This window comes from Arthrobacter sp. P4_F10 (genome assembly GCF_056401435.1).
The window spans coordinates 1-13157 of the sequence record NZ_JBFUJJ010000009.1 but is presented as its reverse complement, the minus strand read 5'-3'; the positions used below and the strand labels follow the sequence as shown (position 1 = coordinate 13157).

Sequence of the window (13157 nt, the reverse complement as noted above, 5' to 3'; positions counted from 1 at the left end):
CCGCCCGGATTCTGCCGGGGTCAGCCGAGCCGGGCGCTGTCTGCCGGAGTTGAGATGACATCTTTGAGTTCCGATCGGCTGGCGACATGCAGCTTCGAGTACACCTGATAGAGGTGTCCCTCCACGGTGCGGACCGACACGTGCATCTGTTCCGCGATCTTGCGGTTCGACGTGCCGGCAGCGGCCCGGACGGCCACTTCACATTCCCTCGCCGTCAGGGTCGAGGTTGTGAGCGAGTGAAGACCGTTCTTGGGACTGCCGAACTTGTCATCGAGCGACTGCTGCGCCCGCTGGGCGATCCGCAGTGCGATCCGGTTGCCGGCGTCGTTCGCGCAGCTGACGGCCTTCCGGGCCGCATCCCGGGCGAAGACGGCGTTGCCGGACGCGTCGGCGTCCTTGGACGCCGCCAGCAAGAGTTCGCTGTCGGCCTCCCGCATGCCCTCGGCCAGCCGCGAGCACAGGGCCGCGTACTGCCCGCTCACCCGGCCGCCGAGACTGCCGAGCTTGTGGCCCATCTGGCGGTCTCCCAACCTGGTGGCGGCGGACTGGAACAGGAGCGCCGGAGCCACGGCCGAGGATTCGGTGTCGTTCTCCGCCTCGGCTGCCAGGGCGCGGATGGATGCTGCCCGCTGGCCGAGCTCGGCCTGGGCTGAGAGTTCGAAATAACGTGTGAGCCGTTCTGCCAGCCACGCCGCGGGCGGCCGCGGCTGGTCAAGGTCGCCCAGCAGGAGGCCGGCCGTCTCCTCTTCGCCCTGGAGGGCGGCGGCATAGGCACAGACTGCCGTGGCCAGGCCGGTCAAAGCATCCGGGTCCTGCGCCCGGAGCTGCCACCTGCCGGCCTGGAGCCGGGACAGGGCCTCGTCCAAGTGCCCGGCGTGCAGGTCAATGACCCCGTGCCCAATCTCGAACATCCCGCCGAGCCGGGTCTGCGGTTCGATGCCGCCGTAGGTCTCGTCAAGATAAACGGATGCCTCCCGGAACTTTGCCGAGACCAGGAGCAGGAGCAGGAACCTGCCCCTGATCTCCCGAACCGCCCGGTCCGTGAGGTGCAGGTTCGCTGTGGCCGCCAGGACCTGCTTTCCCAGGGCCAGTGCCGACACGACGTTGCCAGTGACGGCCAGGGCCTCGCAGCGCACACTGGCGGTCACGAGGCGCAGTTCGCTGCCCAGGTCCGTTGTGTCCACGTGCTCGGTCGCGGCCAGGACATCGGCGTAGCGTCCCTGGAATGCGGCGAGCTCGGCCTCGGCCAGGCGCAGCTGCTCGCGGCCCGCTCGCACCGCGCGGCTGTGCTGCTCCGGTTCTGCCGCCAGCCGCTCCGCGAGCTCGCGCAGCCTGGCCATAGGATCGGCTCCCGGGGCCGGGCTGCGCTTTTCCAGCTCTGCGCGCAGGAGCTGCAGGGCCGTCCAGTCGGACACAGAAAGGTCCCGGCAGGCGGCCTCATCCAGCGCCTCCAGGACCCGACGCGCGGACTCCGCGTTATTCACCAAAATATGGGCATTCACCGATTCGATAGCCGTCAGGACAGAGGTTTCGCTTCCTTCCGCCTCCTGGATGAACCGCAGCGCGGCCGCGGGGTCGGACTCGCTGTTCGCGGTGTGGGCCGCGGCCAGCGCCACTTCCGGGCGCACCTGCTCTCCACAGTCCAGCGCCCAGGCGACGCCGGTCGCGCCGCCGGCGTCCAAGGCGTCCGAGTCCTGGAGCACGGCCGTGAGCCGGCGGCGGAGTTCGGCGCTGCGGCCGGGCGGGACTACGCTGGCGACGATTCCGGCCGTCACGGGGTTGGCGACGCTCACCATCGGCGGATGGTCATGGGTGACCCGGATCAGGGCCCGCTCCTGGAGCGCATCCATGTCCTGGGGGTTGGCGATCAGCATGAGCGTCTGCAGAGAAACCGACCCGGCAAGGGCCAGCAATTCAAAGACGTCGCGCTGGCCGGTGCCAAGCCGGTTCAGGCGTGCCTTCACGACGTCCCGGATCTCGCCGGTCAGGGCAATGGGGCCGTTGCCCAGGAACCATACGCCGTCCTGGCGGAGCACTGTGCCCAGCTTGATCTGTTCCCGGGCGAGGGAATGGAGGAACAGGGCGTTGCCTCCGCTCGCGCTCCAGAGCGCCCGGGCGGCGGTCAGGGAGAAACGGCCGCCGTATTCGTGATGCAGTGTTGCTGCCGTCTCTGCGAAGTCGAACGGTCCAAGGTCTACCCGCCGGAGCAGGTCATCCTTCCACAGGCCCATGATGTCGCCGCCGACGTGGGGCATGTCCACGCACGCCGCCAGCAGGGTGACGTGGGCCCCGGCGCTCAGCTGGGCCACCATCATGCTCGAGAGTTCGTCGAGGTCATGGGCGTTGTCCACGAAGAGGACGACTCGCCGCCCCTCGGATTTGTTGTGAAGCAGCTGGGTCAGTCCGCGCAGCACCATCAGGGGGTGCTCGAGGTGGGAGGCGTCGAGGTCGTTGAGCAGAACGCTCAGTGCCCCATAGGGAAGCTTGGAGGAAATCGAGCTGCCCCTGACCTGGACTACCAGGTACTCGTCTCCGAGCTGTTCAAGGGCGCGCTGGGCGATGAAAGACTTGCCGGCCCCGTGGTCGCCCACCAGGACAATACCGCAGCCGGACCCCGACGTCAKGGTCTCAACGATGTCGGCAACGACCTGCTGGCGGGTGAAGGGTTTGTCTTTGTGCCGGCCATATCCGTTTCTTTGCGCCGGAAAGATAGCTTCTGTCTGGCCGCTGCCCGCAGGCAAGCCGGCGTCTTGCTGGAACATATGAGAGACCTTCGCAATCAAAGTGTGAGCGGTGATACCTCAACGGTAGGGACTGCGCGTATTTTAGGTATGCGTAAGTAGTACTCGATTACGCAGCGAGTATTCAGGCCGCTCTACGTAGCTGTACTCAGTTGGACCCGCACCCCTGCAGGGTCCAAACCAAGTAGTCGGAATCCCGCTTCACGTGTCCCTGACCGTAGCGTCCCGGAAACCGGAGAATCGGCCCAGCCCAGGCCCCCGCTGGCCGCCCAACACGGCCCTAAGCAGCCCCGGCCGGCTGCTGTACGCTGGCGTCCGGCTGCTTCTCCGCTAGCGTCCGCCGATACCTGGAAGCTGCTCCCGGCCCTTCACGTTGAGCTTGGCGTAGCTGCGGTAGAGGTGGCCTTCAACCGTGCGCACGGACACCTGGAGCTCGGCGGCAATCTGCCGGTCGGTGAGGCCGCGTACCGCCAGCGCCACAATGTCGCGCTCGCGGCGGGTCAGTATGCCGAGCGAGTCATCACTCTTGGCCGCCTCCTCACCGGGGAGGTCGTCGGCCCGGTCCAGGCATCGCTTCCGCTGGGAGTTCGCCATGCGCTCCCTCAGGGTGTCGCCCGCGGCCCGGTAGGCGTGCGCCGCTGCGTCGTAGGCCAGGGCGGCAAAGGTCCACAGTTCGGCAGCTTCACAGGTTTTCGCGGCCTCAAGGTGGTCTGCGGCGTTGTCCGTGCTGATGGCTGCGGCGTAGGCGCAGATCGCGGCAGGCCGTGGGCCCTCAAGCCCGGCCCGGAGTTCGAGCAGCCTCGGTGCCGAGTCCGTGTCACCCAGGGCCAGGCAAAAGGCCAGCGCGTCGAGTTCGAGGCCGGAGGTGTCCATGTCCGGGTCCGGGTGTCCGAGCCGCTTCAGTTCCGCGATGGCGCCGGGGTAATTCCCGAGCCGGGCTTTTCCGTAAACCACGGCCATCGCGGCCAGCGAGCGCATGAACCGCGGCAAAGCCGCGGGGGCGGCCTCGAAGTCGGCGAGGAGAAGCTCCGCCTTCGTCTGGGCACCGACTTCGGCGGCCGCGGCGAACGCCATGGCCGCTGTGAGGGCGAACAGCTGCTGGGGGTCGGTCAACCGCAGGGCTTCGAGCGCGGCACTGAGGGTATTCAGGGCCTGGGCAGCCTTGCCCTGGTAGAGCAGGATGATGCCGTGGGCCGCGTGCACTCCACCGCCAAAGGAAATCAGGCTGGGCCCGGATCCGGCCACAAAGCCGGTCAGGAGCGTTTCGGCCCCCTGCCAGTCCCCGGAGTGGATTGCGGCGGCGGCGGAACGGACCACCAGGAAGTCGGTGAGGAAGTACAGCTCATCGTGATCGGCTCCGGCGGCCTCGATTGCCCGGGACATCACGGCAAGGGCGCTCACTCCCTTGCCACCGGCCAGGAGCCGCTCCGCGTCGAGACAGAGCCGGAACGCCTTTTCCAGCGTGTTCGCCGCCGGCCGGCTGGCGGCATCCGCCTCCTCGGCAGGGGCCGCCGCGTACTCGCCCGCCAGCGCAAGGACCATGGCTTCCATGGTGTCCAGGCGCTCCTTTGTGGCATGCTGAATGGCTTCGGCGTCGTCCGGCCGGGCCGCGGCGAGTCGTTCGGCGGCACGTTGGAGCACCTGTGCCCGTTTCATGATCTCTGCCGGCGTGTGGCCCAGCGCCGACATCACCGCGGCCCACAGGAGCGATCCGGCCAGGAGGCCGGGGACGGTGTTGCCCTTGCCGAAATCGGCGTCGAGGATGTCCCGCGCCGCAACGTAGTCGGAGGAGTTGTAGCGGGTCCGCGCTATCACGGCACGGGCCGCCATCTGCAGTTCCCGATCCTTGACCAGTGCGGCAGCCTTCCGGGCGAGCTCATCCTCGTAGAGCCGGCTGGCCAGCACCGCGGCCCGCAGCAGCTGCCGGTCCTCGACCTCCGCACCGCATTCGATCGACCAGCTCACGTGGCGCAGCAGCCCTTCGGCCGACGTCGGCTCGCTGTCCATCTTGCGCAGCAGGCTCTGCCGCAGCTGCAGGCTCCTCGCCGGCGAGATCAGGTTCCGCAGGGTGTCGCCGTACACGGTATGCCACAGCCGCAGCTCTCCGGTTACGGGGTCCGTCACGCGGATCAGTTCGCTGTCGATCAAAGATCCCACGGCCTCTTCGCCGGCCACAGACTCGATCAGTTCCCTGGATACCGGTTCGGCCAGCGCCACCAGGTTCAAGGCCTGACGTTCTTCCGGCGAGCGCAGCAGCAGCTGACGGCGCACGACGTCGGTCAGCCGGTCGCCGTGGCTGTTGAGGTGCCGGGTGAACAACCAGACACCGTTGCGCCGCAGCAGCGTGCCGTCGTTCTTGGCGTCGTCGAGGAGCCCGTTGAGGAGCATCGGGTTGCCGCCGGAGGCCTCCCAGAGGATCTCGGCGACGTTCGGCAACACCTGTGAGCCCAGTTCACCCTCCAGCATCTCTGTGGTCTGTGCGAGGGTGAGGGGGCGGAGGTCGTGCCGTTCGGCGATGCCTTCAAACCAGAGCTGCAGGAGCGGTTCCGGCAGTCCGGGCCGGGCGGCCGCGCCCACGAGCAGTTTGGCCCACCCCGCCGCGGCCAGCTCCGCCAGGATTCCGGCCGTCGCCTCGTCGAGGTCGTGGGCGTCGTCAACGACCAGCATCAGGGGTTTCTGGGTGACGCGCTTCTGCTCTTCCAGGTGCGCCCACAGCGTCCGCAACACGGCCAGCTGCGATGTTGCTTCCTGGACCGGCAGTCCCACGATGAAGGGGCCGAGGACACCGTAAGGCACCTTGGTCAATGACGCGCTGCCGTGGATCGGCACAGGCGTCACCTCGGCGCCCAGCTCAGCCACCACGGCTTCGATGAGCCTGGATTTGCCCATCCCGCTGTCGCCGAGGACGAACACGGCCACATGGCTGCCGCCCTGGAGGGCCTCCACTGCCGACATCAAATCTTCCGACCTCCCGGTCAAGGCGCGGGTAGGCGCCGTTCCGGGGTTTCCCGCCGGCCCCCTAGATGAGTCCAAGCAGATCACTTCGCGAAGAAACGCCGAGTTTCGTGAACACCTGATACAGGTGGCCCTCCACAGTTCTGACGGAAATGCCCACTTCCAGGGCAATGTCCTTGTTGGAGACCCCGTTCCCGGCCAGGGTGGCGATTTGCCGCTCCCGTTCCGTCAGCAGCGGCCCCTTGTTGCGCGGCATGACCGGCAGCGCCGGAACGGACTCCGAGAGGCTCTCGAGCATGCTGTACGCGGCGTTGGCGCTGGCGGTCAGTCCGGCACCCTTCGCGAAGTCGAACGCGAGCGCCGCGCACCTGGCCTGGACAGCGTCCAGTTCGAGGTTCGCAGCCTGCTCGGCGGCTTCGAGCATGATCGCTGCGTCCTTCTTCCGGCTGCCGACGGCGACCGTGCGGGACATCTCAGCAAGCGGCCCCTGCCGCAGCCCGGCGATTTCCTCCATGAAAAGGAAATCCTTGACGGTTCCGTTGACGGTGGCGCCGAACATGCAGATTCCGGCGAGGGTGTGGCGGCCCTTGCGGAAATGCGCCTCCGCGGACCGTACCAGCCTGTCCTTGGCCTCGGGGTCACCGAGCCACCGGGAGGCCATGTCCAGGCAGAACTCCGTGGAACTGCTGACAGTGAAGCGGGCCGGACCGTCAGCCGAGCGGGCCCGGTCCAGGTAGATCGTGGCCTGGACCGAGTTGCCGGTCTGGGCGTAGGCGAATGCGGTGGCAGCGTAGGCCTGGCGCAGGGACTGCAGGCTCGCCCGGACCTCCAGCTGGGCGATCGCGGCCAGCAGCGGATCCAGTGCCATGTAGCCGCGGCCGGCATAAACGTAGGCGAGCCCGACGGCGAGGTCGGTGGCGGCGCTGCCGGAATGCAGCCCGTGCCCTGCCCGGCCGCTCGCGTCCTTGAGCATGTCGATGGCCTGGCGCCACAGGCCGGAGAGGAGCAGCACATTGAAGGAGCGCCAGGCGAAGTTTTCGCGGATGCGCGGCACGTTGGACCACTCGCCCAGCTGTCCGCCGATCTCCCGCATGAGTTTGCGGGCATCGAGTTCGTGGCCGGTCAGGGACCAGGCCTCCATCAGGATGATGGCCGATCTGAGCCGGTGCACGGGATCGGCGCCCGGGACGTCTGTGGTGGCCGCGGTGGTGAGCCGCTCCATCATGGGCTCGAAATCCCCGATGAAGGAGAAGTAGTTGAACTCGCAGAGATCCAGGGCCAGCGCCGCCCGGGAAAGTGCCGCCGGGGCGGCGGGCGGCTCGTCCAGGCTCAAGTCCTGGAGCCGGACCCTGGCCTGCCGGAGCAGCTCGGGGACCTGGCCGGAGCGGCCCTCCAGCCAGGCCATGCAGTCAGCTTTCGCCGCAATGAATTCGGCGAAGTTCTCGGCCGCGAGGTCGTTGACCTGCCGTTCGGAGACATCGTCCAGCGCGGACATGGCCTGCAGCGGCAGCCCGAGCTGGAGGTAGGCCGCCGACTTCTGGAGTTGCCCCTCCACCCACTCAGGGTCCGCTGGGGACAGGCTGCCGGCGCATTTGAGGGCAAACTTCGGGTCGAAGAGCTTGACGGCGGCGCTGGCAGCCGCCACAGCGTGGGCGGGTGCCAGCTGGGCGTTGCAGTCGTGGGTCCACGCCGCGTAGGCCAGCAGGTCCTCGACAGTCAGCTCGTTCAGCTCATGTTCCTGGTGCCCGGGGACCTTGTCCCGGAGCTCCAGCCGGCGCTCCACGCTAAGCCAGTTACGGACAATGTCGCCGAGGTAGCGGTCGCCCAGCGTGACGAGGTGCCGGTCCGTGCGGTCGACGACGATCTGGCCGGCCTCTTCCATGTCGGCAATAACGCCGGGGCTGTACATCCTGGCGAGCCGGGACAGGGGCAGGGTCCGGGCGCATGAGAGGACGTCAATTACCTCCCGGGCCTCGGGCGTTTCCCGGGCATACCTGGCCCGGACAATGTCTTCCAGCGCCGTCCGGCCGTCCAGCACGACCTCATCAACCAGTGTCCATACCGATCCGGACAAGACCAGGTTTCCGCGTTCGATTTGTTCCGACACGACGGCTTGCAGGAGTGTGGGGCTGCCACCGACCAGCTGGTGCAGCTGGCTCGCCAGGGCCGTCGAGACCCGATGGCCCAAGGCTGACTGCAGGACCTCCAGCGTTTCGAGTTCGGTGAGGTTGGCGAGCCGGACCTCGGCCAGCTGGCCCGAGGTGATGAGCCAGTAGAAGTCTGGCGGAAGGTCTGTTGTGCGTTGGGCCGTTGCGATCAGCCGGGCGGTCCGGGTCTGCAGCAGGTTCAGCAGGACGCCGGTGCTGAGTTCGTCAAGGGCCCCGGCGTTGTCGAGGAGGATTACGCATTGGCGGCCGGCGGCGTCGTCGCGGATCAGCGAGGTAATGCCGTGCAGGATGGCGGTCGGCGAGCCCAGGGAGCTCTGCGGGAGCCGCGCAAGGGTGAAAGCCAGGCAACCGTACGGTGTTGCCGAACCCGGACCCGAGCTGCGGAGCTGGATGGTGTACACCTCGGGGCCGAATCCCGCGAGAGCAGTCCGGCCGACGAGCGTCTTGCCCACACCCCGGTCGCCCGTGATGACAACGCCCATCCGGTCCGGCGCCAGCAGTTCGTGGCGGACACGCTCGGCATCAGCGTTCCGCGCCAAACCGGACCACCCGTGCCTCGTGACCGGACCGGCAGCATGTTCTTCTTCGGCGGGTGCCAATGTAGTGGAAACATTCCCCCAGCCCAGCGATTCCCTCGACATGTAGTTTCCTTCGTACCGCTTTGCAGACAGCAACCCCGGACTGCCCACTTAGAAGTAGCGTATCCCTATCCCCCGACATGAGAGTAGACAGATCATAGCTGGAATGCCGAAAGCTTGGAAAGGAAACCCGTAATGCGGATGCAACTAAACCGCCCGGCGCCTGCCAGGGAGCCGCGACGGCTGCGTTGGGCGCGCTTTGGCTGCGTTTAGGTTCGGGCCGCGTCTAAGGGGCCTTGGCCGGGTGGAATTTTTGCTGGGCGGCGAGCAGACCGTCCCTGACCAGGACTTCGACGGCGTCGGCCGCTGAGTCGATGAGGAAGGGAAGTTCCTTCTTCTCCGGGGCGGAAAAATCGCGCAGGACGAAGTCCGCAGTCTCCATCCGGCCGGGCGGACGCCCGACGCCCACCCGCACGCGCAGGTAGTCCTTGGTGGCCAGGGCCTTGGAGATGTCCCTGAGTCCGTTGTGGCCGCCTTCGCCGCCGCCGATCTTGAGCCGCACGGTGTCGAAGGGGATGTCGATCTCGTCGTGGACGGCAATGACATGGTCGGGGTCGATGCCGTAGAACTGGGCCAGGGCCGAGACGGGGCCACCGGAGACGTTCATGTAGGACAGCGGCTTGGCCAGCACGATCCGGGGTCCGCCGATGCCCAGGCGCCCTTCGAGGACCTGGGCGCGCGACTTGTGCGACTTGAAGCCGCCGCCGACGCGGGAGGCGAGTTCGTCCAGGACCATCTGGCCGACGTTGTGCCGGTTGTGGCTGTACTCGGATCCGGGGTTGCCAAGGCCTACGATCAGCCAGGTGTCGGTCATGGATCAGTCCTTCGGTGGGACGCGGCAGGGTGGGACGGTCAGGCGGGACGTGTCCGGCGGGGCCGCCGGCTCCGGGCTGCGGCGTGGGATACGACGACGTCAGAGACGACGGCGGCCGGGCCCCAGAGGGACCCGGCCACCGGTAAAATCGCCGGAATTACTCGGCTGCTGCTTCGGCTGACGGGGCAGCCGCTTCGCCCTCTTCGCCCTCTTCGACGTTTTCGACAGACTCGGAGATGTTGACAACGAGTGCTTCGGGGTCGGCCAGCAGGGTGGAGCCCTTCGGCAGGACGAGGTCGGAAGCGTGGATGTGCTCGCCGGCGCTGCGGCCTTCGATGCTGACCTCGATGGCGGTCGGCAGGTGGGTTGCCTCGGCCTCGAGGGAGACGGTGGTCATTTCCAGGTTGTGGACGTTGCCCGGAGCCAGTTCGCCACTGAGGTGGACGGGCACGTCAACGGTGACCTTCTCGCCGGTGCGGACGGTCAGCAGGTCGAGGTGCTCGATGATCTGCTTGATCGGGTTGCGCTGGATGTCCTTGACGAGGGCCAGGTGCTGCTCGCCGTTGATGTCCAGGGTCAGCAGGGCGTTGGCGGTGCGGACAGCCAGGGTGGTGGCTTTCGCCGGCAGGGTGATGTGGATCGGCTCTGCGCCGTGGCCGTAAATGACAGCCGGGATCAGGTTGGCCATGCGGGCGCGGCGGGCGAAGCCCTTGCCGAATTCGGTGCGGACTTCTGCTGCGAGCTTCTGCTCAGACATGGATATCTCCTCGTGGGATTTCAAGCTGTGGGACTAAACGGTGTTCAGCAAGGGCGGAGGTCTGTTTGCGACCTTCAACGCCGGGCTGCTGTGCAGCTGCCCTTCAGAAGGAGATTCAGACCCAGTCGATAACGGAGACCAGCGGCCGGTTGCCCGTATATACGGAATATACGGATACCGGCGCTCTCCCTCGCCAAGGTTTCGGTACAAGGCTACCAGCGCAGGGCCCGGTTTCTAAATCCGGGCCCTGCGCCGGCCGGCTCAGGCCTGGCCGTCGAACAGGCTGGTGACGGAGCCGTCGTCGAACACTTCGCGGATGGCGCGGGCGATCAGCGGTGCGATGGACAGCACGGTCAGCTGCGGGAAGCGCTTGTCCGGGGTGATCGGCAGGGTGTTGGTGACCACTACCTCGCGGGCGCCGGATTCGGACAGCCGGCGGGCTGCCGGATCGGAGAACACCGCGTGGGTCGCGGCGATGATGACATCCTTGGCGCCAGCGTTCTTGAGCACCTGGACGGCGCCGGAGATGGTTCCGCCGGTATCGATCATGTCATCGATCAGGACGCAGGTGCGGCCTTCGATCTGGCCGACGACCGTCTTGGAGACGGCCTGGTTGGGCACGGTGAGGTCCCGGCTCTTGTGCACGAAGGCCAGCGGCGCGCCGCCGAGGCGCTCGGCCCACTGCTCGGCGACGCGGACGCGACCGGTGTCCGGCGAGACGACCGTGACCTTGTCCGAGCCGACGCGGGTGCGGATGTAGTCGGCCAGGAGCGGGATGGCCATGAGGTGGTCCACGGGGCCGTCGAAGAAGCCCTGGATCTGCGAGGTGTGCAGGTCCACGCTCATGATGCGGTCGGCGCCGGCGGTCTTGTACAGATCGGCGACGAGGCGTGCCGAGATCGGCTCGCGGCCGCGGCCCTTCTTGTCCTGGCGGGCGTAGGGGTAGAACGGGGACACGACGGTGATGCGCTTGGCGGAGGCCCGCTTGAGCGAATCGATCATGATCAGCTGTTCCATGAGCCAGTTGTTCAACGGGGCCGGGTGGGCCTGGATCACGAAGGCGTCGGTGCCTCGGACACTCTCGCCGGCCCGCACGTAGATCTCGCCGTTGGCGAAGTCGTAGGCGTCCAGGGGCAGCAGTTCGGTGCCCAGCTCCTTCGCGATCTCCTTCGCCAGCTCAGGGTGCGCGCGCCCCGCGGCCAGCACCAGCTTCTTCTCGCCGTGTGCCGTAATTTCGCTCATGATTGCTAGCCCTCTTCTGTCGGTGCCGGAGTAGTGGAGGATGTTGGGGCGACGCCCACGGCGCCGGCGGACACGGCGCCGGCGGACTCTGCCAGGGCGGCGGAGACGGAACCGGGGCGGTTGGCCGGGACCCAGCCTTCGGAGTTCCGCTGCCTGGCCAGGGAGACGACAAGGGCCCCGGCCGGGACGTCCTGGCGGATGATCGCGCCGGCACCGCTGTAGGCGCCGTCGCCCACGCGGACGGGGGCGACGAACACGGTATTGGAACCGGTGCGCACACCCGAGCCGATCACCGTGCGGTGCTTCTTTTCGCCGTCGTAGTTGGCGGTGATGTTGCCGCAGCCGATGTTGGTGTCCTCGCCGATTTCCGCGTCCCCGGCATAGCCGAGGTGGGACAGCTTGGAGCCGCGGCCGATCGTGACGTTCTTGGTTTCGTAGAACGCGCCGATCTTGCCGGTCTCGCCCAGGACGGTGCCGGGGCGCAGGTAGGTGAAGGGGCCCACGCTGGCGCGCGGACCGATCGTGGAGCCGAAGCCGTGCGTGCGGATCACCTTCGCGCCCGCCCCCACGGTGACGTCGGTCAGCGTGGTGTCCGGGCCGACGACGGCGTCGCGCGCCACCGTGGTGGCACCGTGCAGCTGCGTGTTGGGCAGGAGGCGGACGTCCTCGTCGAGCGTCACCGTGGCGTCGATCCACGTGGTGGCGGGATCCACGACCGTCACACCGGCGCGCATCCAGGCTTCGATGATGCGGCGGTTGTGTTCGGCTCCGAGCGCCGAGAGCTGGACGCGGTCGTTGGCGCCCTCTACCTGCCAGCGGTCTTCGGTGACGACGGCGGCGACGCGGCCGCCCGCGGCGCGGGCCAGGGCCAGGACATCGGTGAGGTACTTCTCGCCCTGGGCGTTGTCCGTGGTGACGTGGACCAGCGCGTCGCGGAGCACGGCGGCGTCGAAGGCGTAGATGCCGGAGTTGACCTCACGGATTTCGCGTTCGGTGCTGGTGGCGTCCTTGTGCTCGCGGATTCCCGTGACGGTTCCGTCGTCGGCACGGAGGATGCGACCGTAGCCGGTGGCGTCCTCGAGCACGGCGGTCAGGACGGTGACGGCGTTGCCCTCGACCTCGTGGGCGGCGACGAGTTCGGCGAGCAGTTCGCCGGTGAGCAGGGGGACGTCGCCGTACGTGACAACGACTGTGCCGCTCAACGGGCCTTCGGCGTCGAGCGCTTCCAGTGCGACTTCGACCGCACGGCCGGTGCCGGGCACATCATCCTGGTCCACGATCAGGGCTTGCGGATCGAGGGCGGAGACGTGCGCGGCCACGCGGTCGCGTTCATGCCGAACCACGAGGGCCAGTTCGCGGGGGTGGATACTGCGGGCGGCCTGGAGCGCGTGGCCGACCAGGGAGCGGCCGCCGATCTCATGGAGAATTTTTGGGGTACGGGATTTCATCCGGGTACCGGCCCCTGCAGCTAGGACAATCACGGCGGCTGGGCCAGTGTTCTCGGGGCTCACGTATTGGCTCTCCTTGCTTGGTTGCGCAGTGTGTCTCGCCAGTTCCGCCCATAGGACTCGAACCTATACTCCACGGCTCCAAAGGCCGGGGTGCTGCCATTACACCAGAGCGGACCGTGCCGGGCTTGACCTGTGGCACGAGAACCAATTCTGCCACGAAGGTTGACGCTCGTGCGACTCAGCGCCGCGAGAAGGGCGGCGGGCCGGTGCGGTGGCGGGGGCCGGTGACGGCCCGGTGCGGCCCGACGCAGCCGCGTGCGGCGGCACCGTAGGGCGGCTGGCCGGTGCGGGCGGCCCGTGCGGTGGCGGGTGCGGTGGCGGGGCCGGCCCC

General features: G+C 67.7%; 7 protein-coding genes and 1 tRNA gene. All 8 read right to left on the bottom strand.

The genetic code is table 11. The annotated features are described in order from the left end of the window. Nucleotides 1–20: 20 nt before the first annotated feature. The 8 genes from AC1DR1_RS11620 to AC1DR1_RS11585 all read right to left on the bottom strand — a co-directional run bounded on the left by AC1DR1_RS11620 (nucleotide 21) and on the right by AC1DR1_RS11585 (nucleotide 12940). Nucleotides 21–2762, bottom strand: a complete 2742-nt coding sequence (locus tag AC1DR1_RS11620; protein ID WP_476992620.1) for a LuxR C-terminal-related transcriptional regulator — start codon at nucleotides 2760–2762, stop codon at nucleotides 21–23. 309 nt (nucleotides 2763–3071) lie between these two features. Further along, nucleotides 3072–5783 carry a helix-turn-helix transcriptional regulator gene (locus AC1DR1_RS11615; RefSeq protein WP_476966531.1) on the bottom strand — a complete coding sequence of 904 codons (2712 nt, stop codon included), beginning with the start codon at nucleotides 5781–5783 and terminating at the stop codon, nucleotides 3072–3074. Next, nucleotides 5761–8505 carry a helix-turn-helix transcriptional regulator gene (locus AC1DR1_RS11610; RefSeq protein WP_476992619.1) on the bottom strand — a complete coding sequence of 915 codons (2745 nt, stop codon included), beginning with the start codon at nucleotides 8503–8505 and terminating at the stop codon, nucleotides 5761–5763. Before AC1DR1_RS11610 ends, AC1DR1_RS11615 begins: the two co-directional genes overlap by 23 nt. 223 nt (nucleotides 8506–8728) lie before the next feature. Next, nucleotides 8729–9316, bottom strand: coding sequence for an aminoacyl-tRNA hydrolase (gene pth, locus AC1DR1_RS11605; RefSeq protein WP_229995026.1), 588 nt, complete (start codon nucleotides 9314–9316; stop codon nucleotides 8729–8731). Nucleotides 9317–9473: 157 nt separating this feature from the next. Then, nucleotides 9474–10073: a 50S ribosomal protein L25/general stress protein Ctc gene (locus tag AC1DR1_RS11600; protein WP_229995025.1), complete on the bottom strand. Its 600-nt coding sequence runs from the start codon at nucleotides 10071–10073 to the stop codon at nucleotides 9474–9476. 261 nt (nucleotides 10074–10334) lie between these two features. Next, the gene (locus AC1DR1_RS11595) at nucleotides 10335–11315 is read right to left on the bottom strand and encodes a ribose-phosphate diphosphokinase (protein WP_026537748.1); all 981 of its coding nucleotides are present in this window, start codon (nucleotides 11313–11315) and stop codon (nucleotides 10335–10337) included. Between the two features lie 5 nt (nucleotides 11316–11320). Continuing rightward, a complete protein-coding gene (glmU, locus tag AC1DR1_RS11590) occupies nucleotides 11321–12826 on the bottom strand; it encodes a bifunctional UDP-N-acetylglucosamine diphosphorylase/glucosamine-1-phosphate N-acetyltransferase GlmU (protein WP_229995024.1) in 1506 nt (501 codons plus the stop codon). A gap of 42 nt (nucleotides 12827–12868) precedes the next feature. Continuing rightward, nucleotides 12869–12940: transfer RNA gene (locus AC1DR1_RS11585), tRNA-Gln, on the bottom strand. Between the last annotated feature and the right edge of the window lie 217 nt (nucleotides 12941–13157).